The sequence below is a fragment of the Paenibacillus sp. Marseille-Q4541 genome (genome assembly GCF_018310695.1).
Taxonomy (GTDB): Bacteria; Bacillota; Bacilli; order Paenibacillales; family Paenibacillaceae; genus Paenibacillus.
In genome coordinates, this window is record NZ_JAGXCY010000001.1 from 338,239 (window position 1) to 359,471 (window position 21,233).

Genomic DNA, 21,233 nt, shown 5'->3' on the forward strand with positions numbered 1-21,233 from the left:
GTAGCAAGCCACGGTTAAATCAGTCTTTTTTATGAATTGGAATCACTACGACAAGGTGGGACCTTTCGAATGTTCTTTAATATAATCCTCCAGCTTCGCTTCTATCTCTTGGCTTCTTGACATCGACATACAAGCTTTTGCTATTTCTTTTGCATCCTTGGCAGCCGTATTCAGAAGCCGATGCTTAACTCGAAGCAGGGACTGGGGAGACATACTCAGATTGTGAATACCTAGCTCAATCCAGATCGGAACTGCTCGTTCATCACCAGCCAGTTCTCCGCATACGCTGATTCCAATTCCGGCTGCATGTGCTGCCTCCGCAGTCATCTTAAGCATTCGCAGAATGGATGGATGGAACGGATGGTATAAATGGGCAATCTGCTCATTCATTCGGTCTACAGCAAGCACATACTGCACAAGGTCATTGGTACCGATACTGAAGAAATCAACTTCCGCAGCAAGTAAATCTGCAATGACAGCTGCAGCAGGCACTTCGATCATGATACCTACCTCAATATCCTTGTCATAAGGTACTCCTAGCCGATCAAGATCTGCTTTTGCTTCCTTAAGTACTTGATTCGCTTCCCTCACTTCATCCAGCGATGAAATCATAGGATACATAATTTTGGCTTTACCATACACACTTGCTCTCAGGATCGCAGTTAACTGAGTTTTAAATAAATCTTTCAAGTCTAGGCTAATACGGATTGCACGGTATCCAAGGAAAGGGTTATCTTCCTCCGCGAGCGGAAAATAGTCAAGCTGTTTGTCTCCGCCAATATCGAGTGTCCGGATGACGACCGACTGCCCTCCTGCTCTCTCCACAACATGACGGTATACGTCAAATTGTTCCTCAACCGTTGGGAAGGTAGCCCGGTCCATGTATAAGAACTCGGTTCGAAATAATCCTACACCTTTTGCACCGTGACGAAGAGCCATTTCCAGTTCTTTCGTTGAGCTGATATTAGCTGCAAGCTGCAGCAAAGTACCATCTTTCGTCACAGCATCAACCTCTGCCAGCACCTGAAGTTGTTCCTTTTTACGGAGTTGCTGATTCCGAATGGCCGTGTATCTCTCCATCATCTTCTCGCTCGGATTTACATATACAGAACCTTCATCCCCGTTAATAATCAACGTATCTCCTGTTTGCACCGGGAGGTTCACACTATTCTCAAGCCCCGATACCATCGGTATGCCGAGCGCCCTTGCCATAATGGCAGAATGAGAAGTCTTACCTCCAATCAGAGTCACGATCCCAAGTACATACTTGGGATTAAGATGGGCAAGTTGAGAAGGAGATAGTTCTTTGGCAACTAGAATATAAGGTTTGGTATCAGACGGGAGCGTAATTTCGGGAGCTCCCAGCAAATGTTTTAACAAGCGGTTTCCTACATCCTTAATATCCAGCGCGCGTTCTTTCATATATTCATCATCAAGTAAATCAAACATCGTCACAAAATGATCAATTGCTTCTTTGACCGCAACTTCAGCGGCCTTATACTGACGCTCAATAATCCCCTGGATTTCGTTCATGAACACAGGGTCTTCAAGTATCGCCAAATGTGCATCAAAAATGCTGGATTCTTCTGGGCCAACTACTTCATTAAACTCCTGTTTAATCGTTTCAATCTCATCACGGGAAGTTTTAATGCCTTCGTACAGCCGCTCAAATTCCTTGGCCAGGTCAACGACGTCCATTTTTTGGTCTGGTAAATCCCACTCCCAGCTGGGAAGGACAAATGCCTTGCCTATAGCGACGCCTGCCGCTCCTGAGATGCCTTGTATCATGCTTCTACCCCTCCAACATTCCTATCTTCATATAGTACAACAGACATAACCGATGCCTGGCCTTTTCTAACTTGCTTGAATGGAGCATAACTCCATGATTTCACTCGGTCAGGATTCGTAATTACCATTGGTGTTACTAAGGAAGGAGCTTCCCTCTGCAGCCCGGCATGATCAAATTTAATCATAAGTTGACCCGGTTCTACCGTATCGCCTTCTTTTACAACGGCTTCAAAGTGACCTTTGAGCTGCGAAGTATCAATCCCAATATGGAGCAGTACTTCGAGTCCTTCTGGTGTTTGAATTCCAATCGCATGCATCGTCGGATAGAGATGCATAATGGTGCCGTAAACAGGTGAAAGAAGTTCTCCATTTTCCGGTATAAAGGCTACGCCATCCCCTACAAGCTTTCCGGCAAAAATTTTGTCCGGCACGTCCTCGATTGGCAGCATTTTGCCCTGAACGGGTGCACTGAATAAAACTTGTGGCAAATCTCGTTCTAGCAGTTTGGCAATTTCTTCACGTATGAGCTCAGAATAGGTACCAAACACAACCTGTACATTTCCGCCTCCTAGCTTGATCAGACCAGCTGAACCAAGTGCCTTCATAGCACTCACATCAATCAGACGATCATTATGAACGGTAAGCCGGAGTCTAGTAATACAAGCCTCTACTTGAACAATATTTCTTTTTCCGCCTAGTGCCTCTAGAATCAGCGGGGCCTGATAAGGTATACTGCCAACCCAATCTTCGAGCACCGATCCTTCCTCACGTCCTGGAGTAGGGATCCGGAAGGTACGGATCGCCCAGCGAAATAAATAATAATAAATTAATCCGTATAAAATCCCAATCGGAATAAGTAACAGACCATTTTCAGATAAATGAAAGTTCAATATGTAGTCAATGGCTCCTGCCGAATAAGAGAATCCATGACGTATTTCAAGTAAATAACTGATCCAAAGGGCGAGACCTGACATGACTGCATGAACAATAAACAAATAAGGCGCCGCAAATAAAAAAGCAAACTCGATCTGCTCTGAAACACCTGTCAAAAAACAAACCAGTGCCGAGGTCATAAACGTTTTCTTTACTTTTGGCTTCAAATCTTCCCTAGCTTCCTGAATAATAGCAAGCGCAATAGCCGGAATGGCAAACATCATAATAGGGAACAGTCCAGACATGAAATAACCTGCTGTTGGATCCCCTGCAAAGAAGCGAGGCAAGTCCCCGGTAACAACCTGTCCGTCTACTGTCTCATAGGAGCCAAGCTGGAACCAGAAAACGTTATTCAGCAGATGATGGAGTCCAAACGCAACAAGAACCCGGTACAAAATTCCATACAAAAAAAGTCCGAATCCCCCAAGCTGATATTCCATTGAAGCAATCAAATCCAGCAAATATTGTATCATCGGAGCAATTCCAAGCATCACGCAGGAAAATAATGCTGCAATTAGTCCTACAATCAGCAAAACAAAACGCGAACCCCCAAAGAATTGTAAAATCTCAGGAAGTCGTATACTTTTAAATCGATTATGAGTAATCCCGGCGATCGCACCAAGAATTATACCGATAAGTGATGCAGGTTGAACCAATCCGTTTCCGAAGTGACTTACCACCTGGTCGTAGATAATCATCCCAGACAGGGCAGCAAGACCTGCTTGGCCGGCCTGATTGGATAAACCAAGCGCCACACCAACCGCAAATAAATACGGTAAAAAATAAAACAGGCTTTGACCTGCTACCGTAGCGATTCCGCTTACACTTTCAAATCCCCAAGAACTCCATGGCAAACTGCCTACACTCAGCAAAATAGCTGCTGCAGGTAATACCATCGTGGGGAGCATGACAGCTCTACCGAGCTGTTGCAAGGAACCGAGCCAATTCATGGCACCCTCTCCTTTCTAATCTAGATGGTAAGCGTTCCATGTCCTTTTGTCAAAATGAATCCACTATTGCTTTTGTGTCAGCAAAAAGACCCCTCCGTAAAGGGGTCTCTATTCAATCATTTACCTTTGCTCTTTGCCCAGCAAAATGGAATCCTCAACCTTGATACAACGGTCCATAATGACGGTCATTCCGTGTTCTGCACCAATCTGAGCAGCTTCTTCACTGACTACACCGAGCTGTAACCATAACACTTTTGCGTTGATCTCAGCTGCCTCTTTTGCCACCTCAGCACAGTACTCACTACGCCGGAAGACATTAACGATATCCACAGGTTCGGGAATATCTGCGAGTTTTGCATAACATTTTTCTCCGAGAATTTCATCTGCACTAGGATTAACCGGAATAATTCGATAGCCCCGGCTTTGCATTGCCTGTGAGACCATATAAGAAGTACGATCTGGCTTGTCAGACAAGCCCACAACAGCAATATTCCCAGCAGAACGAAGAAGTTCTTTGATTTCATCACGAGATGGATTTTCAAATGCCATATTTATCAGCACCTTTCTACCTTTACTATACCCATTCTACGTTTGCGCCAAGCGCCTGTAAATGATCGAAATACCCAGGATAGGATTTGGCCACGTGATGAGCATCCTTGATACGTAGCGGCTTTTGTGCACGCAGACCTACAACTGTCAGCGCCATGATGACACGATGATCATAATGTGCATTGATCTCCACGCCACCTTCAACCCCTTCAGGCCGGCCGTGTACAATAATTTCCGCCTGCTTTTCTTCCACTCTCGCTCCTGCTTTGGAGAGCTCATTCAAATAATCTGTGATTCGATCACATTCTTTATACCTTAAATTCTCCACATTATAGAAACGAGAAGTTCCTTCTGCAAAAACAGCTGCGGCAACCATCGCAAGTACCGCATCTGTTGCTACGTCTCCATCAAATTCGACAGCAGACAGTTTTCCGTTCCCTTTCACATGAACGATATTATCTTTATGCGTCAAAGGTACATTCATCATCTGTAAAACATCGACAATAGCGCGTTCGCCCTGTTTGCTTTTCTCCATCAGTCTTGTAACGGCCACATCCGACTCCGTTACCGCAGCTGCAGCCAGAATCGCTGCAGAACCGGGATAGTCCCCTTGCACTGTATAATGTGCTGCTGCATATTTTTGAGAACCTGGAACCTGGAATGACATATAGTCATCACTTGCATGAATGACAATACCAGCTTGCTCCAATACTTCGAGCGTTTGTCCGATAACGACTTTTGATTTGAGATCGTTCAGTACTTCAATCGTGCTATCCTGAGGAAGAAGTGGTGTCAGGAAGAGCAGCGCACTCAGATACTGGGAACTTACCGAACCAGATACCCGGATGACTCCACCTTGCGGTTTGCCACCCCGAATCGTGATTGGCAGTCTGCCGTCCTGGTGATCTACTTCTACGCCAAGCTGCTCTAGCGCATCAATTAAATCTTGATGCGGTCTTTTACCAAGAGATTCAGGGTATGTATTGACGAATGTGATCTCTTCTCCAAGTGCTGCAATCCCCATCAAAAATCGCAGGACGGCTCCCGCATTCCCTACATCCAGTTTTCCATGAGGACGAGGAGTAGAACCAAATCCGGTAATGGTTATTTTCTCTTCATCTTCTACAAGTACTGCTCCTAGATCTTGGATACAGCGGCGCATTGCATCGCTATCTTCACTGTGAGCAGGATAATAAATTGTGCTTGTCCCCTCTGCCAATGCAGCAACAAGCAAATAACGCGTTGTATAGTTTTTGGAAGATAGGGCATCAATTGTGCCAGTTAAGGAAGGGGTGTTATTTACGATAACGTCCATAATAATGACTCCTTTTTATATAAAATCAGTTACGCTTTGTACACGATACAAAATATCTTTTATACTCAAATTGACAGGCTCCTCTTCCCTTCGGTATCATGGAATAGTTATCCGTAAGAACGTGCCCATGAGGATCACAGAGATAAATATCTAAAGATAGAAAAGAGGAATATCCATGAATCAGGTACCTGAGATTACGCCTGCTGAGCTCAAAGCTCGTCTACAGTCAGGTGAAGTTATTCAATTGATTGATGTCCGTGAAGATGAGGAAGTCGCTGCTGGAATGATTCCAGGTGCTAAACATATTCCACTTGGACAAATTCCTAATCGTCTTGATGAGATCGAAAAAACAGAGGAAACCATCTTCATTTGCCGTAGTGGTTATCGCAGTGAGAGAGCTTGTGAATATCTCACAGACCTTGGATATCCAGGATGCGTAAACCTAGTCGGCGGAATGATAGCTTGGTCCGAATAATCGAAGACGTAAGGGGCAGGCAAAGCCTGCCCCCTTTTTCTTTTTAACATCATACTACAATGTATCTTAAAAGCACAACAGCTTAGACGCGGTAAAGCGTTAAAATATGACTAACAACCTCTTCCGGACTCAAATCCGAAGTATCGATCGATACATGTGCAAAAGAATAGGCATCTCTACGTTCTTCCATAATTTTCTTGACTCGCTCTTCGATATTTCCTGCAAGCAGTGGTCTATCATCACTAGATGAAACACGGGAAATAATTGCTTCTGGACTTGCTGTCAGGGATACAACCCAGCCTGTATTCTTCATCATCTCACGATTCGATGGACGAAGTACAGAGCCACCCCCGGTGGATACCACTTGAGAAGATCCTTCAAGAATTCTGCATAACGTCTTACTCTCTACCTCACGGAAATAATCTTCTCCTTTTTCTTGGAATAAGACAGGGATAGGACAACCTTCTTTTGCCTCTACATCAGTATCGATATCAATTAATGTGTAACCCAGTTCTTGCGCCAGCAATGTGGATACTGTTGTCTTGCCTGTGCCCATCATTCCAACGAGAATGATATTATCAGCTTTCCTGCTCACTGCCTCTCCACCCCTTCATCCTAGACCCAATTAGTCCGATTCCTTTTATTCTTCTAAACATAACACAGAAAAAAAGATCCGCCAAGAAGTCATATCAGGACATCCTTTCACGTATGGATGATAGAGATGAAAAGTAGAGATACCTGTGAGGAGTGTAAATATGATGGATGATTTGACTTGTCTTCCCGTACTGGACCAACCAGTAGTTCCTAGTAGAATTACTCGAATCTTTGAACCAGGCTATGTAATATGCCGAGATGATGTACTGCTAGTACTGCATTATGTACAACAAAAAGTGGCTTTGGAGGATCCACTGATCATGAATCTTCCAAAGCCACGTCTCATTACCAATTTTCAATACTTCAGTGAAGCTGCCATGCTGCTTTTGGGTGAACGCACAGCTACCCATTCCACGCAGGAAAGATTAAAAACCTGTCTACACGAGGCAATCTATGGCCTCCGCGGAGAGATGCAACATGAAGTCACAAATTATAGCGTATCTTAAACCGTCTTATTTATCCATCCAGTTGTGGTGGAATGTACCTTCTTTGTCCACACGTTTGAACGTATGCGCACCGAAGTAGTCACGCTGAGCCTGAAGCAAGTTCGCAGGAAGACGTTCCGTACGGTAGCTGTCATAGTAGGAAATCGCACTGGAGAAACCAGGTACCGGAATTCCATTCTCAACAGCAACGGAAATCACCTTACGCCATGCATCTTGGTAGGATTCTACTACATTTTTGAAGTATGGATCAAGAAGCAAGTTTTTCAGTTCTGCATCTTTGTCATATGCATCTTTGATGTTTTGCAGGAATTGGGAACGAATGATGCATCCACCGCGGAAGATCATTGCAATGTTACCGTATTTCAAATTCCAGCCGTACTCGTCTGAAGCAGCACGCATTTGTGCAAAACCTTGAGCATAAGAAACGATTTTACTTGCAAACAATGCTTTGCGTACATTCTCGATAAACTCTTGTTTGTCACCAGAGAATGGCTCTGTTTTCGGGCCGCTAAGCACTTTGCTAGCTGCAATACGCTCTTCTTTCATGGCAGAAAGGAAACGGGAGAATACCGATTCGGTAATCATAGACAATGGCACACCAAGATCCAATGCGCTTTGGCTCGTCCATTTTCCTGTACCTTTTTGTCCTGCTGCATCCATGATAACATCTACCATTGGTTTGCCTGTTTCTTCATCATATTTGGAGAAGATATCAGCAGTAATTTCAATCAAGTAACTATCAAGCTCGCCTTTGTTCCACTCAGAGAAAATTTGATGGAACTCTTCTGCAGTAAGACCAAGTACGTCTTTCAGCAAGTGGTATGCTTCACCAATTAGCTGCATATCTCCGTATTCGATACCGTTGTGTACCATTTTTACATAATGTCCAGCACCATCTGGACCGATATATGTTGTGCAAGGCTCTCCATTAACTTGAGCCGCAATAGAAGTTAAGATTGGTTTTACCAGTTCATAAGCACTTTCCTGTCCGCCTGGCATAATGGATGGACCTTTCAGTGCGCCTTCTTCACCACCGGAAACACCTGCGCCGATGAAACGGAAACCTTGCTCTTCCAGTTCCTTGCTGCGACGAACGGTATCAGGGAAGTAAGCATTACCACCATCAATGATGATGTCTCCTTTATCCAAATGAGGAACAAGCTGCTGAATCGTCGCGTCTGTCGCTGGTCCTGCTTGAACCATGATCAGAATTTTACGAGGAGATTCAAGGGATTCTACAAACTCTTCAATAGAGAAAGTCCCTTGCAAATTTTTACCCTCTGCTTCTTTCAGAAGGTCATGCGTTTTCTCCGGAGAACGGTTAAACACAGACACCGTAAACCCCTTGCTTTCGATATTCAGGGCTAAGTTTTTGCCCATTACAGCTAGGCCAATAACACCAATTTGTTGTTTCGCCAATATGTTCTCCATCCTTTGCTACGTTATTTTTTGCCTAATCTTTTGTTACTAGAGCCGTCCAATTAAGGTACTTGTCCACAAGTAGACAATACAAAGCATTCCTTAATATATGTAAGCAAAAGAAGGACGCCCTAACATTAATCCTATTCTAACGCTTTTGCTATTGGAAGTGAACCCCTGCAGAAGTGTAAACAAGGATAAAACACCTCTTTTCATGAGGTGTTCATCAAATACTCATATAAAATATAGTATGGTTCTCTTCGCCATTTACCATTCAAGCATTAACATCCGATCCTGCATTTGTTTCAAATAGTTACGGCAAGTCTCCGCTTTTGCTTCGTCTCCGTTATGGATTGCGGTATGAAGCCGTTCAAGTTCATCATCCACTTCCATCTGCAAAAGCAGCAGCCTCATCTCTCCTTCCCTTGAAGAGAACATTTCTTCCATTTCTTCTATGGTAGGAGTCGGACCCTTCTGGTAAATGACCCTTTGCTTAAATCCCGTTACTTCTACCAGGCGAATGACTTCGCCGAACAATATATTTTCAACAACGATGATGTGGTCCTTAAACCTGCGGACAACCGCATGGCCTCGTGTGTCTCCGATTAATTTTTCTATGAACTCGGCAAGTTTAGCATCTTTAATAATATAGTCACCAATCAGCTTGTAGTCGCCTGTTCGCATGAGTTGAAATTTCAATTTGACCAATTTACGACCCGTTCTCACGGATAAAATAAATAAACTTTCATCTTCACTCCAATACAGCGAATATCCTTCCTGAATCAAGTCTTTGATGAGCTGTTGGATATGCCGACGGTTAAACCGGAGCTCTAGATTGCAGTATTCCACTTCATAGCTCTTGTTCACGGCACTTCCTCCTCCATGCCGGATGATGATCCGGAGTCTTATTATGATGACTTGCCGCCATGGCCCTTATGATCTACGTTCCACCATAAGTCGGCTTACCCTATTTTATACGTTTTCAAGGGTAAGGGTACGTAGTTATTTGACCATTTTTAGACATGAAATCTTCATGAACAAAACAGCTAAAGGACAGGGTATAGTGAAGTGCGAACTGAGGTACCTGTGTTATAATGAGTCCCGTATTGTTTTTGTATCCTATTATATTGGCCAGCGATAAGGTTCATGCTTATATATATAAAACTTGTCCATCGCATTCTAAGGAGGAATAAACCAAATGACTACACTAACCTACCCTTCATTTACATCTGAAGATTTTGATGTTTTTGATATACCGGGCCTAGAACCCCGTATGGAATTATTAATTGATCGAATCCGTCCAAAACTAAATGAAATCGGCACAGAAACAGCTCCTTTTCTAAGCAATCTTGTCGGAGAGGAAATGTTTGTTCATGTTGCTAAGCATGCACGCCGTACCGTGAATCCCCCAAATGATACTTGGGTGGCGATAGCTAATAACAAACGTGGTTACAAAGCTCATCCTCATTTTCAGGTAGGCATGTTTGGAACTCATGTATTTGTCATCTTCGCCATCATTTACGAAAGTAATAATAAAGAAGTTTTTGCAGAAGCCTTGTCCAGGCAGATCGAGGATGTTCAGGAGCAAATCCCTAATCATTTCTACTGGTCAACCGATCATATGGTACCGGAAGGAACCCTTCATAAGGACCTCTCAAAGGCTGATTTCGAGAAGATGGCTGAACGACTAAAAACCGTTAAAAAATCAGAAATCTTATGTGGTTTGCGAATTGAACAGGATGATCCATTGCTCCGTGATGGAGAAGCTTTTGGGCAGAAGGCTCAGGAAGTTTTTTCACAGCTTGCGCCGCTTTATAAAATGGCTTTTTAATGAAGTGACTTTCATCACAAAAAATTCGTTACATTCCCTTTCCATTTTGCTATACTCATTTAGGTTTGATTATTTCTAATAGAGAAAGGTTGTGACAGAATCCATGGATCACCGTCGTACGCCGCTTTTTACTGCCCTCAAAACACACGCGGCTAACAATCCGGTACAGTTTCACATCCCTGGTCACAAAAAAGGACTTGGAACGGACTCTGAATTCCGCGAATTTATAGGGGACAATGCCCTTTCCATAGATTTGATTAACATCGCGCCGCTTGATGATTTACATCAACCGACAGGTGTCATTGAGGAAGCCCAGATGCTTGCAGCTGACGCTTTTGGTTCGGACTATACGTACTTTAGCGTACAAGGGACAAGCAGTGCTATTATGACCATGATTCTGTCTGTATGCGGCCCTGGTGAGAAAATCATCGTACCGCGTAACGTACACAAATCGGTTATGTCTGCCATCATTTTTTCGGGTGCAAAACCTGTTTTCGTCTCTCCGGTGAGTGATGAGAATTTGGGTATTGATCACGGTATTACAGTAGGCTCGGTTCGCCGTGCTCTAGAGCGTCATCCCGACGCTAAAGCTGTGCTTGTTATTAATCCTACGTACTTTGGGGTATGTGCCAATCTGAAAGAAATTGTGGATCTTGCTCACAGTTACCAAGTTCCTGTACTTGTCGATGAAGCACATGGGGTACTCATTCATTTTCACGAGGATCTTCCGATGTCTGCAATGGAAGCGGGAGCTGATATGGCAGCGACTAGTGTCCATAAACTTGGTGGTTCCATGACGCAAAGTTCTGTACTAAACCTAAACACCAAACATGGATTTGTGAATCCGCAGCGAGTTCAAACCATCATTAGTATGCTGACGACTACTTCAACTTCCTATATCTTGCTCTCTTCCCTTGATACGTCCAGACGTAATCTTGCGCTCAATGGACATTCGATGGCTCAAAAAGCGATTGAACTTGCTGAATATGCGAGACGTTCGATCAATGATGTGGAAGGGTTGTATTGCTTTGGAGCAGAAATTCTCGGTGGAGAAGCGACGTATAGCTATGATCCGACCAAAGTTACGGTCCATGTACGTCATCTAGGCCTCACCGGATACGATACGGAGAACTGGCTTCGTGAGCACTATAATATTGAAGTGGAAATGAGCGATATGTACAATATCCTCTGCCTGATTACTCCAGGAGATAATGATGATACGGTAAATACGCTGCTTGATGCGCTTCGTGAGTTGTCCAAAACTTTTTATAACGTCAACACAGCGAACGATCTGATTGTCAAAATCCCAGAGATTCCACAGCTGATGTTAACACCGCGCGAGGCATTTTATGGGGATACGGAAGTGATTCCTTTTAAAGAATCCGCAGGACGCATTATTGCTGAATTTATTTATGTATACCCGCCTGGTATTCCTATCCTTCTTCCAGGAGAAGTTATTTCCCAAGAGAATATTAACTATATTACGGAGCACGTTGAAGTAGGATTGCCTGTCAAAGGTCCTGAGGACCGCTACATTACGAATGTAAAAGTAATTGTAGAAGCAGATCCAATCTTCTAGTCGATCTCTTTCTCTTACATTTTATTTATACGTTAGGGACTTGTTTAGCTTACTGCTGAACAGGTCCTTTTTTGAACAATCGCTCGCATTGATTCCGGGCAAAAAAAGAAAAGCCTCTTCATTCAAGAGACTTTTCTTGCTTCAACCTTCTTATTCCTGCTCTTCAACCATTTTGTTAAATGCAGCTTCTACACGTTTCCACTCATCTTCATCTTCGATCTGGTAAAGGGATACTTCATCGTTCTCTTCTTCAAAGCGAAGAATAAGACCGTCCTCTTCCGGATTGTTGCGCTCAACGAATACAGCGTATTCCTTATCGTCAACATCAAAGGTTTGTACCAAAATCATTTCAACCTCTTGACCGTTCTCATCTTCAAAGATAAGCACCTGAGGTTCGTGGTCGTGATCGTGATTGCAGTTCTCATCATGTACGTGGTTATGATCGCTCATTTCATCTATACCTCATTTCATCTATATTTGTGTTGTAATCATACGCTCGTATAGTAATCATACCGAAGTATCGTAACACTATTAAAGCATAAAATCAATTGAGTGATTGTCTGTTAATTAATCAAGCGCGGTAATTACTTTTTCAGATACGAGAAAGAACGAATTGCCTCCAGAAGGCTTCATATAGAACCCTACTTTATATTTCCCGCTTTTTTTAAAATCATAAGTAAAATCATTGGTTTTGAACCAAAAATTGTCCTTAGATCCGCTTCCCAACTTCTCCGATTGTATATCTTTTACTTTTCCAGAAGGATCAGTTATGGCAACTTTGACTTCCGATACCTTTCCATCCAGACTATCAACCTGACTCAGGACATTAAACTTCAGTTTACCCACATTCACATTCCCGAAAACTGTATCGCCTTTAAACAACGTAATATGAACATTCGGTTGAATCACCGTCACCTTCTTACTTCCTGCATCCCAAGACGTCAGTCCGTTAATTTCACGGACAGGAGCATAGGTTGTCCCATTAATATAATAACCGCCACCATTGACATCATTGCCATTGATTACGACACGAATTTTTTCGGTAACCGAATCAGCGAACAACATGGATCCACCGCCCACGAGAGAGAAGACAAGTACCAGGGCCAGTGTTCTTTTCCATTTCATAATCGTACATTCCCTCCAGCTATAAAGTAGTATGTATATTTATACTTCATCCGGCAGGACAAGTTGCGCAAAATAGCAGAGAATTTTACAGATTCCTTAAAAAACAAATAAAACCGCGCTATTCCCATCTCAGTGAGAACGACGCGGTTTTGATGCTATCCCTTCGGTTTGGTTAGGATACAAGGAACTCCTTTGCCTACAGCGCCTGGCTCTCGCATACGTGCGGCATAGGCCATCCCTATGTCACAAGGCGTCTTGCATGCCTCACAGACTTCGGAAGTGACAATTCTCATTCCTCCCCGAACTTTCTCTTTCTTTGCCACTGTTTTTTTCCCTTTTCCTTTTACCATCGCCTGATTCCCCGCTTCCCTAGTAATGCATAGAATTCTGGCATTCCGGCAGAATCCTTGCCTCGGTAATGCATTGTATGGGGATTTGCGGAGAAGGTGCAGATGGTTAAACGATTTGTTTTTTTAGCAAACACTCTACCTTGTAGGCATGCAAAAAAGGAGCCTCTAGGGGCTCCTTTTTCATATATATCCGGTTCCACCCGGCTCATCACATTATTGGAATATCGGCAATTGGTCAAGGTTATTCGTTGGATCTCCGTCAGCGTCTCCACGGATCCGAAGGGATCCTCCTTTTGCCTTAAATACATTCGCTCCAGCAATTGTTCCGGATTGAATTTCATTCAACGCCTGATTGTAATCAAGAACACGACCGGAGGAAGTTTTAAATGCGGTTAAATCGCCATCTCCGTTTTTCTGAACAGCGACAAAGTGCTCGCGCGTGTTATTTTCCATAAGAACAACACTCCTTTTTGCACTATATTTAGTGTACTACTGGTGCCGAGTCAGAAGAAAAGTGATCATCAATAAGTGCTTATATCCACTTTCCTTGCCCGACCATCCTAGTATGTCTCAAAAAGGAGCTTCCTATGTAAGTGATATGAATTACAATGCTTTCTGCATACGTACGTGTAAAATACCTGCATCATAAAAAGGCTCATCTGAAATCACTTCATATCCGAGCTTTGCGTAGAATCCTTCCGCCTGAACCTGAGCATCCAAAATGGAATACGTAAGTCCAAGCTCTCTTGCGCGCTCTTCTAGTGCCATGATCAGCACACGTCCATAGCCATGAACGCGATGGGTTTTCAGAACAGCAACACGCTGTAGCTTGGCCGTATCTTTTTTATAATAAATGAGGCGTCCTGTCGCCACCATTTGCTGTCCATCTTGAATAAGAACATGATGCACATCGGGAGAAATAACATCATATTGGTCGATTTCTTCTTCTTCCGGAACGTTTTGTTCCTTTACAAACACCTCTTTACGGATGTTCAGGCCCTGTTCCAATTGTTCCTGTGTGGTTACATTAATAATTTCAGCTGGCATCTATATCCCCCTCTGCTTTGGCTCTTTGGTGTTTTAACTTGTTAAAACTCAGGTTATTATACAATAGAAGCATGGCCTAGTACAGGAGCAGCACATTAATGTTAAGTTCAACCCATCAGAAAAAAGCCAGCCCCCTTCAAAGGACTGACTTATGATAGACGTTATGAAGGAATTCGAAGAATTAAGGAGTCAGTATTTCATCTTGAGTAGGAGAATAAACTTCATCTCTTACCGAAGGACGATAGACTTCATCAATGATGGGAAGTTCGGATTCAGGCCCCAGCATCTCCTGCAATTCTATAGTTTCCTGTGACGGCTCTAGCGTACATCCAGCTATGGTGAACAGTAATGTTGCGATGATACAGCTGGATTGAATTATTTTACGTATATTTTCCATGGGATGACGATCCTCCAGATGATTGTTCTTCCTTTTTAGGATGTGTCAATGAATCGGATATTAAACATGAAATATTGAATTGACAGCGTAAAACAAGCCTGATAATATAAGATTATTCCTTTAAAAATATTATGATCTGTTAGCTCAGCTGGGAGAGCACTATCTTGACAGGGTAGGGGTCAGTGGTTCGAGCCCACTACAGATCATCACTGAAAACCCTTGAGGCTACTCGCTTCAAGGGTTTTCTTCTTTTTACTCAATGGTGCCCATGGTGCCACAAACTTAATTGGTGCCATTTTGGTGCCCTTTATCCTGCTAAAACAAAAATGGTGCCGATGAGGGCACCATTTCTTTTATCCTTCTAACCATTTGATAAACACATCTTTCGATACTTTTTTTAATCTTCCAACCTGTACAACATGGAACTGACCAGAGTTTAGGAGTTCGTAAGTTTGTCGTTCTCCTATATCCAATATCTTTTGGATGTGCTTGGCATGAAGTACCGAAGGGTAGTCTTCCTTACTCTTGAATTCAATCTCAGTCATCTGCCTCAACCTCCTCTGATTTTTCTACTATTAAGTTCATATTAAGCGCGAGCTTATAAAATGCCTTCCATCTGATCTTTGCATAGGTCCCAGCACTAATCGGGGGCTTGAATTTATGGTTATAAACGTTTTGATCTGTAATGTAATCATGTTCGTTCGTCATATATCTTTCTTCTATTAAAAGACGTTCCTGTGCAGGCATCCTCTTCACTGATCGCTCTACTCGATCACAATAGTCCTTTCGAAAAGCATTTGTATCTACATTGAAGATGGCGATCCTTGCTGTTTGATCAGTTGTTACATTAGTTGGGCTACTCCTCGGACTATCATCATAGCCTGCTGTGATACTTGCTTCTCTTTCTTCGAAAGAAAGGTACTTATAAATCCTGTACTTCGCGAGAGCAGCCTCTACATTAGCCTGGGTTTGTTCTCTGTCAATCTCCGGTAAAAAGCTCTGTTGCCCCACCTCTTGTTGTTAGATTCCCCGACCGAAGCCGGGGCTGTATGATTATGAATTGTATTAGAGCGAATCATCTTCTTCCGGCAGTGGAGGCAATTCTTCTTCGTCCTCTTCTTCCAGTGCTTGTGCAGCTGCCTCAATTGCTTCCTCAAGCTTCACTTGGTTTGGATCGTCTTCTTATCAACAGTTCCATCATTGTGAATCGTGCCCCGCTTACCTTCTCTCGGTTCCTGTTGCTGCTGTTGTTCTTTGCGACCGGCCGGCATCCTCTCTATACAAAAAAGCCGGCATTAAGCTAGATTTACAAGAGTATCAGTATATTTTACAAACACCGGATCTCGAAGCTTTCCAGCCCTGGTCCAGTTTCTTATTTTAACCTGAGCTCCAATAATGGGCTCAAGGTATACATAATCTTTCGTCTCACCATTCTTCAACTTGCTGCTGATCTGGTAGAACTCCCTTTTGTTGTCTGAAGAAACACCGAACCGGATCAGTCCAGCATAAGTTACTTCACCGTTCGGCTGCCGGATCCTAGCTAACCAACCAAACTCCCCTTTACGGTAACCCATGATCACCACATCAACGTAGGTTCAGTTAATGACCTTCAGCCAGTCTGCGGATCGCCTACCTACATAAGTGCTGTCTAAAACGCTTTCCGACCATTCACTCCATCTGAGTTAGCTCCATTTGCTCAAATAAAGCCTCGCCAGCTCCTTGTACATATGGAGTCTTTCCCATCCTAGGATTGTTGAATGGTTCTCCTGCAGCAGGGCCTTACGTTCGTGTAGCGGAAGCTTACGAGTGTCTTGGCCGTCACAATGGAGGATATCGAACACTACGTAAGTAACTGGCAGCGTCCTAGTCATAAGATTGATCTTATCTTCCTTGCGGGCTAGGAACCGTTTCATGACCAACTCAAAGTCCACACGCCCTGTTTTTGGATCTACACATGCTATCTCACCATCTAAAACAATGTCCTTGTCAAATGGATTCTCTAGGAGCTCAGGGTACTGTCTCAGGCATTCAGTACGATGTCTGGTGTATAGTTTGGTCTTTCCTGATTGGTTTGAATAAATCAAACGGTGACCGTCAATCTTTGGCTCAAATATATAATTATCGTTACTGAAAGGTGGTGTGCTGTTTCAAGTAACATCGGAGTAATGAACATAAAAACACCTCAGATTCAATTATAGCGTTACTGTAAGGAGTTGAACTAAGGTAAGTCCTGGTATGTTTAATAAAAATTAAAAGCAGCCGAGGTTTCCCTGGCTGCTTAATACTAGTATTCATTTACTTCAAACATCACAATACTATTGAATGTTATATAATCAACTCGTTTTTTAAATGGACCTAAGTTGTTATTGTATTTATTTATTCCAAACTTAGAAGTACCAATTCCACTATCATAATTATCATACCAACTAATAAAATTGTTAATGTCGTCTGCTGGGAGGTCGTATTCTTTTATACTACCATTAGTCAATGTAATAGTTAAAATAGCACGATTTGAAAATGATTCCCCTGGGTTACCTGGTTCAGTAGGTGGTACACTATTTAGTGTATATTCCTCTACAGAATTTAAAATTCCCGCTTCGGAACGGCCGCCCATAATATATATCTTCCCATTTACAACAGCTGCAGCAGGTGCCTCCCTGTAGACAGTTAAATCACTTTGATATTCCCATTTCTTGGTTTCGATGTCGTACGAAGGAAAATTTTTCGTTTTCACATTATAACCATTGGCATCAAGCTCATAGCCTCCCAGGAAGTAAACTTTGCTTCCTAATATAACAGTTGCAGAGTCAAGTCTTTCTTTTGGCATGCTTCCGTCCATTGTCCAAGTATTTGTCTCAGGATCAAAAACCTCTATATCTGTAACATATCTTTGTCCACCAAAGACGTAAATTTTTCCGTTATATACAACTGAAGAGTGCTTATAACGTGCTACATTTAAACTAGGCCCTTCAGTCCACGAGTCAGTTTTTGGATCATAAATTTGCACTGTATTCTTAGCAGTAGGACTTGCATTTGTATTTCCACCTATAACATAGATTTTGCCATTTAGAACTGATGTACTAAAGAACTGCTTTTCATTTAACATATTAGCTTTCTTTGTCCATTTATTAGTTGCTGGATCGTACTCTTCTAGACTTCCTTTAGACATTGAATATATTTTTCCATTTACTACAGCAGCTCCATTTCTTTCTCTTGCAACATTAGAAGGGGCTAGCGTAGTCCAACTATTCGTAATAGGGTTAAATTTGTATAGTGTGTTTAAAGTACAACAGTTACTACTACCATTGACAACGTATATTTCATCGTTATAAACAACCGATGATGTGGTATAGACCATTCCAGGCATATTAGCTTTCTGTTCCCATGAATTTTCTGCTGCACTTGCAGAAAGACTTCCAAGTAAATGTGTGAAAAACAAAGTGAATACAGCCGATAAGATGAACTTTTTCAATTTTCAATATCCTCCATGTTATAATTTTTTAGCAATAATAAACTATAAATCAAAGACCCTTCCAGCTTATAATTTTTTTTCAAATTCCTCCCATATGTATTTATTAGTCTAATAGACCTATTTTTAAGGACCAAAGAATTATATCGGAAAACACTCAAGGAAATATTAGGATGTACGGGAAAATAGAGAAAAATATTTTGCACCCCTAAATTTAGGGTTAGATCTGGACATATTACGTCGTTCAGGTCTCGTTGGTGTCCTCTTCTCGATTTCCTATGATATAAATTTACCACGTCTAAAACCTAATGGTTCACACCACTTTTTCAAAATCCAGTCAATTTTTCCACAAAATATTTTCATTTATTTGATTTGTAAATATGCCTAATATTTTGATATTATGAAGATTAAATTTAGCAGGATAAAGAAATGCTTTAAAAAGGACGTGTTAAGTCGTGGGATTTAATTATAAACCGCTGTGGATGCTGTTGATCGAACGTGATATGAAGAAAGAAGATCTTAAGATCCAGTTAGGATTGTCCTCTGCGACTATCGCAAGGATGGGCAAGAACGAGTACATTTCGTTTGAAGTGTTAGACAAGCTATGTGACCACTTCGGAGTTCAACCGAATCGTATCATCGAACATATATAGTGAGGTGAACATGAATGGCAGTTACGAAAGATAAAACTTTAAAAGAAAATCCTTGGTATTTTACTATTGAAGTAAATGAAAATGGAAAACGTAAAAGAATAAAGCGACGTGGGTTTAAAACAAAAAAGGCTGCTACAGAAGCCCAACAAGAATTACTCGCTGAGTTAAACAAAGGTTTCGATTTTGATGGCTCCAGAGTGATCTATCGTGATTTCATGAAGGACTGGTTAAATGATAAGAAGACCAAAGTTAAAGGAAGCACATTAGATACCTACTCTTGGCTTGTTAATACACACATTCTTCCTGTTCTTGGAGACATTAAACTAGGAGAAATTACACCACGTCACATTCAAAACTTCTATACTAAATTGTTCAAATCTGGACAACTAGCAGACGAAAACATTCAGAAATGCCACACCATTATAAATGAGTCTCTTAAGAAAGCAGCTGGGTGGGATATGATAATAAAAAATTCAGCAGCTCTCGTGGATTGTCCACGTTCTAGGAAAAAGGAAATGCTGTACTGGACAGAAGAAGAATCCCATCGCTTTCTTAAGGTTGCCAAGGAAGATCGATATTATCATGCATTTCTCTTAGCACTCACTACAGGAATGCGACAAGGTGAGATTTTAGGGGTTCGTGTTAAAAAGGATCTCAATCTCGATCAAAGGATGATATCTGTTTCTCAGATACTTAGTCATGATGGAAAGACTATTCAAGTAGGGGCTAAGTCTGATGCCGGTAATCGCACAATCGGATTAGATAAAACAACTACAGAAGAATTACGCAGACTCCTGCAACGCAATAAGAAAAAATTAATGCCGGTTCAATGTACCAGGATAATGACTTACTGATCTGCACCAAACTTGGCACACCAGTAACTCCTCGTAATTTGAATAGATCCTTTTACCGACTTATCGAAGAAGCCGGAGTTCCGAAGATTAGATTTCATGATATGCGTTATACCCATGTTGTAATGCTTTTAAAGGCCAGGGAAAATAATAAACGGATTGCTGAACGCATGGGTTGGTCCAGTGTGAAAATGATCGACAGATATGCGCACATCATGCCGAATATGCAGCAAGAAACTGCAGATCTCTTCGGGGAGATATTTTATAAGAATGGTGCCGAAATTGGTGCCGAAAAAGAGGTGAATTGAGTTTTCTAGGGGAAGTTAGAGGAATAATAAATATGGACAAGATCCTTGATACAGTAAGGGTTTGGCGGTTTTAGGAAGTTGACGGATGAATGCGCCGATGTCTTGACAGGGTAGGGGTCAGTGGTTCGAGCCCACTACAGATCATCACTGAAAACCCTTGAGGCTACTCGCTTCAAGGGTTTTCTTCTTTTTCTAGTTACTGATTCAATCTTTAAAAATACCCATTGATACGAATTTGATACGAACACCTCCTCGATGCGAAAAAGCAGCGGTCACTCACCGCTGCTTTCGTTCGTTTGGAAGGTATCATTATTAACTGCTTCATTTGTTCATTTCTGCAATAGCTTGTTTACGGCCTAAAGAATGCTTAGTTGTCAGTTCGATTCCAACCATATATAGGGTTCTACTTACTGTCGCTACCCATATTTATCATAAAAAAGAAGCCTTTAATAACATCTACAGGCTTCTTTTTCAAATCATCTTATTTTTCAATTTTCAAATGGTTTTCGTAATACGCTGTTGTTTCACTCATAAGTTTTGCATAGACCTTATCAGCTATCTCAATACTATCTTTATTCAGATTCTCGAGCACATAGGATACTTGGCCAGTTAAAAAACTCCTATCATCATTACTCCTAAAATTGTTGTCTGTAAAAGTATGAAAAGACTCCTCTAACGCCTTTACCATTTTCAATAAGCTATGCCCATAATCTTGGTGTGAATTATTATTACTTAAAATTAATATTTGACTCATGCCCTCTATCTGCTTTATTTTCCCATAACTCTGAAAAACAGGAGAAGTAGAGTCATTAAGTTCATCTTTAATACTCTGGAGTATCTGAATCTGTTCTTCAAAGTATTAATCTAAATGAAAATAATAGCAAGGAAACTATTAACTATTAACACCTGAAATTTTAACATAAATAAGTCATTCTCATCTCTGCAGGTAATGTTTTCACGATCTTACCTTTTCGTATGTAATGAAACAGGTTACTGAAAACCCTTGAAGCTACTCGCTTCAAAGGTTTTCTTTTTTGTTCTTTAGAGTATGCCAGTATAAATTTATCTTGATTTGGCAAAATATAACCGAATTA

Annotated in this window: 27 protein-coding genes, 1 tRNA gene and 1 pseudogene; 10 read left to right on the forward strand and 19 right to left on the reverse strand. The window is 41.8% G+C overall.

Translation table 11 applies throughout. From position 1 onward, the window contains the following. Positions 1-45 precede the first annotated feature (45 nt). The 4 genes from ptsP to aroA all read right to left on the reverse strand — a co-directional run bounded on the left by ptsP (position 46) and on the right by aroA (position 5,535). Positions 46-1,788, reverse strand: a complete 1,743-nt coding sequence (ptsP, locus tag KFT32_RS01665) for a phosphoenolpyruvate--protein phosphotransferase (protein ID WP_211745356.1) — start codon at positions 1,786-1,788, stop codon at positions 46-48. Further along, positions 1,785-3,671 (reverse strand): glucose PTS transporter subunit IIA, encoded by a 1,887-nt coding sequence (locus KFT32_RS01670; RefSeq protein ID WP_211745357.1) that lies wholly within the window; start codon positions 3,669-3,671, stop codon positions 1,785-1,787. Before KFT32_RS01670 ends, ptsP begins: the two co-directional genes overlap by 4 nt. 120 nt (positions 3,672-3,791) lie before the next feature. Further along, positions 3,792-4,220 carry a CoA-binding protein gene (locus KFT32_RS01675; RefSeq protein ID WP_211745358.1) on the reverse strand — a complete coding sequence of 143 codons (429 nt, stop codon included), beginning with the start codon at positions 4,218-4,220 and terminating at the stop codon, positions 3,792-3,794. A 25-nt stretch (positions 4,221-4,245) separates the two neighbouring features. Then, on the reverse strand, positions 4,246-5,535 hold the full coding sequence (gene aroA, locus KFT32_RS01680; protein WP_211745359.1) for a 3-phosphoshikimate 1-carboxyvinyltransferase: 1,290 nt from the start codon (positions 5,533-5,535) through the stop codon (positions 4,246-4,248). 175 nt (positions 5,536-5,710) lie between these two features. On the opposite strand from aroA, the gene KFT32_RS01685 reads away from it, so the two are divergent. Further along, on the forward strand, positions 5,711-6,010 hold the full coding sequence (locus tag KFT32_RS01685) for a rhodanese-like domain-containing protein (RefSeq protein ID WP_211745360.1): 300 nt from the start codon (positions 5,711-5,713) through the stop codon (positions 6,008-6,010). Positions 6,011-6,092: 82 nt separating this feature from the next. Here KFT32_RS01685 and KFT32_RS01690 read toward each other — a convergent pair whose 3' ends face one another. After that, positions 6,093-6,605 carry a shikimate kinase gene (locus tag KFT32_RS01690; RefSeq protein WP_349304837.1) on the reverse strand — a complete coding sequence of 171 codons (513 nt, stop codon included), beginning with the start codon at positions 6,603-6,605 and terminating at the stop codon, positions 6,093-6,095. A 160-nt stretch (positions 6,606-6,765) separates the two neighbouring features. Here KFT32_RS01690 and KFT32_RS01695 point away from each other — a divergent pair, with 160 nt between their 5' ends. After that, positions 6,766-7,110, forward strand: a complete 345-nt coding sequence (locus tag KFT32_RS01695) for a hypothetical protein (RefSeq protein ID WP_211745361.1) — start codon at positions 6,766-6,768, stop codon at positions 7,108-7,110. Positions 7,111-7,116: 6 nt separating this feature from the next. On the opposite strand, the gene gndA is transcribed toward KFT32_RS01695, so the two are convergent. Together gndA and KFT32_RS01705 are read right to left on the reverse strand one after the other, a co-directional pair. Beyond that, positions 7,117-8,529, reverse strand: coding sequence for an NADP-dependent phosphogluconate dehydrogenase (gene gndA / locus KFT32_RS01700; protein ID WP_211745362.1), 1,413 nt, complete (start codon positions 8,527-8,529; stop codon positions 7,117-7,119). Between the two features lie 267 nt (positions 8,530-8,796). Beyond that, positions 8,797-9,396 carry a hypothetical protein gene (locus tag KFT32_RS01705; protein WP_211745363.1) on the reverse strand — a complete coding sequence of 200 codons (600 nt, stop codon included), beginning with the start codon at positions 9,394-9,396 and terminating at the stop codon, positions 8,797-8,799. Between the two features lie 331 nt (positions 9,397-9,727). On the opposite strand from KFT32_RS01705, the gene KFT32_RS01710 reads away from it, so the two are divergent. Further along, a complete protein-coding gene (locus KFT32_RS01710) occupies positions 9,728-10,360 on the forward strand; it encodes a YktB family protein (RefSeq protein ID WP_211745364.1) in 633 nt (210 codons plus the stop codon). A gap of 103 nt (positions 10,361-10,463) precedes the next feature. Then, positions 10,464-11,939, forward strand: a complete 1,476-nt coding sequence (locus KFT32_RS01715; protein WP_211745586.1) for an aminotransferase class I/II-fold pyridoxal phosphate-dependent enzyme — start codon at positions 10,464-10,466, stop codon at positions 11,937-11,939. A gap of 150 nt (positions 11,940-12,089) precedes the next feature. On the opposite strand, the gene KFT32_RS01720 is transcribed toward KFT32_RS01715, so the two are convergent. From KFT32_RS01720 to KFT32_RS01745, 6 genes are all read right to left on the reverse strand, one after another. Beyond that, positions 12,090-12,389, reverse strand: coding sequence for a DUF1292 domain-containing protein (locus tag KFT32_RS01720; protein ID WP_211745365.1), 300 nt, complete (start codon positions 12,387-12,389; stop codon positions 12,090-12,092). Between the two features lie 117 nt (positions 12,390-12,506). Then, complete coding sequence (locus KFT32_RS01725; protein ID WP_211745366.1) at positions 12,507-13,064, reverse strand: copper amine oxidase; 558 nt, start codon at positions 13,062-13,064, stop codon at positions 12,507-12,509. Between the two features lie 155 nt (positions 13,065-13,219). After that, positions 13,220-13,414: a hypothetical protein gene (locus KFT32_RS01730; protein ID WP_211745367.1), complete on the reverse strand. Its 195-nt coding sequence runs from the start codon at positions 13,412-13,414 to the stop codon at positions 13,220-13,222. A 213-nt stretch (positions 13,415-13,627) separates the two neighbouring features. Further along, positions 13,628-13,867: a DUF3892 domain-containing protein gene (locus KFT32_RS01735; protein ID WP_211745368.1), complete on the reverse strand. Its 240-nt coding sequence runs from the start codon at positions 13,865-13,867 to the stop codon at positions 13,628-13,630. Between the two features lie 150 nt (positions 13,868-14,017). Continuing rightward, positions 14,018-14,461, reverse strand: coding sequence for a GNAT family N-acetyltransferase (locus tag KFT32_RS01740; RefSeq protein WP_211745369.1), 444 nt, complete (start codon positions 14,459-14,461; stop codon positions 14,018-14,020). Positions 14,462-14,642: 181 nt separating this feature from the next. Next, positions 14,643-14,858 carry a hypothetical protein gene (locus KFT32_RS01745; protein ID WP_211745370.1) on the reverse strand — a complete coding sequence of 72 codons (216 nt, stop codon included), beginning with the start codon at positions 14,856-14,858 and terminating at the stop codon, positions 14,643-14,645. 133 nt (positions 14,859-14,991) lie between these two features. Between KFT32_RS01745 and KFT32_RS01750 the strand changes: the two genes are divergently transcribed. Next, a tRNA-Val gene (locus KFT32_RS01750) sits at positions 14,992-15,064 on the forward strand. A gap of 147 nt (positions 15,065-15,211) precedes the next feature. Here KFT32_RS01750 and KFT32_RS01755 read toward each other — a convergent pair. Both KFT32_RS01755 and KFT32_RS01760 read right to left on the reverse strand, forming a co-directional pair. Continuing rightward, positions 15,212-15,403 (reverse strand): MerR family transcriptional regulator, encoded by a 192-nt coding sequence (locus tag KFT32_RS01755; RefSeq protein WP_211745371.1) that lies wholly within the window; start codon positions 15,401-15,403, stop codon positions 15,212-15,214. After that, on the reverse strand, positions 15,396-15,869 hold the full coding sequence (locus KFT32_RS01760; protein ID WP_211745372.1) for an ArpU family phage packaging/lysis transcriptional regulator: 474 nt from the start codon (positions 15,867-15,869) through the stop codon (positions 15,396-15,398). The genes KFT32_RS01755 and KFT32_RS01760 overlap by 8 nt, the downstream gene beginning before the upstream one ends. A gap of 44 nt (positions 15,870-15,913) precedes the next feature. Here KFT32_RS01760 and KFT32_RS01765 point away from each other — a divergent pair, with 44 nt between their 5' ends. Next, entirely contained in the window at positions 15,914-16,162 is a 249-nt protein-coding gene (locus tag KFT32_RS01765) for a hypothetical protein (protein ID WP_211745373.1), read from the forward strand. Here KFT32_RS01765 and KFT32_RS27555 read toward each other — a convergent pair. The 3 genes from KFT32_RS27555 to KFT32_RS01775 form a co-directional block, all read right to left on the reverse strand. After that, complete coding sequence (locus KFT32_RS27555) at positions 16,154-16,432, reverse strand: hypothetical protein (RefSeq protein WP_349304838.1); 279 nt, start codon at positions 16,430-16,432, stop codon at positions 16,154-16,156. The genes KFT32_RS01765 and KFT32_RS27555 overlap by 9 nt on opposite strands. A 108-nt stretch (positions 16,433-16,540) precedes the next feature. After that, positions 16,541-16,942, reverse strand: coding sequence for an ATP-dependent DNA ligase (locus KFT32_RS27560; protein ID WP_349304839.1), 402 nt, complete (start codon positions 16,940-16,942; stop codon positions 16,541-16,543). Between the two features lie 200 nt (positions 16,943-17,142). Continuing rightward, complete coding sequence (locus tag KFT32_RS01775; RefSeq protein ID WP_211745374.1) at positions 17,143-18,330, reverse strand: Kelch repeat-containing protein; 1,188 nt, start codon at positions 18,328-18,330, stop codon at positions 17,143-17,145. 452 nt (positions 18,331-18,782) lie between these two features. Between KFT32_RS01775 and KFT32_RS01780 the strand changes: the two genes are divergently transcribed. From KFT32_RS01780 to KFT32_RS27135, 4 genes and pseudogenes are all read left to right on the forward strand, one after another. After that, complete coding sequence (locus KFT32_RS01780) at positions 18,783-18,980, forward strand: helix-turn-helix domain-containing protein (protein WP_349304840.1); 198 nt, start codon at positions 18,783-18,785, stop codon at positions 18,978-18,980. A 14-nt stretch (positions 18,981-18,994) separates the two neighbouring features. After that, on the forward strand, positions 18,995-19,834 hold the full coding sequence (locus KFT32_RS01785; RefSeq protein ID WP_211745375.1) for a site-specific integrase: 840 nt from the start codon (positions 18,995-18,997) through the stop codon (positions 19,832-19,834). Beyond that, positions 19,810-19,989: pseudogene (locus tag KFT32_RS27645) on the forward strand (hypothetical protein); the annotation flags it as partial. The gene KFT32_RS01785 and the pseudogene KFT32_RS27645, both read left to right, overlap by 25 nt. 12 nt (positions 19,990-20,001) lie before the next feature. Then, on the forward strand, positions 20,002-20,139 hold the full coding sequence (locus KFT32_RS27135) for a hypothetical protein (protein WP_249344830.1): 138 nt from the start codon (positions 20,002-20,004) through the stop codon (positions 20,137-20,139). Between the two features lie 481 nt (positions 20,140-20,620). Here KFT32_RS27135 and KFT32_RS01795 read toward each other — a convergent pair whose 3' ends face one another. Further along, a complete protein-coding gene (locus KFT32_RS01795) occupies positions 20,621-20,893 on the reverse strand; it encodes a hypothetical protein (RefSeq protein ID WP_211745377.1) in 273 nt (90 codons plus the stop codon). Positions 20,894-21,233: the final 340 nt, after the last annotated feature.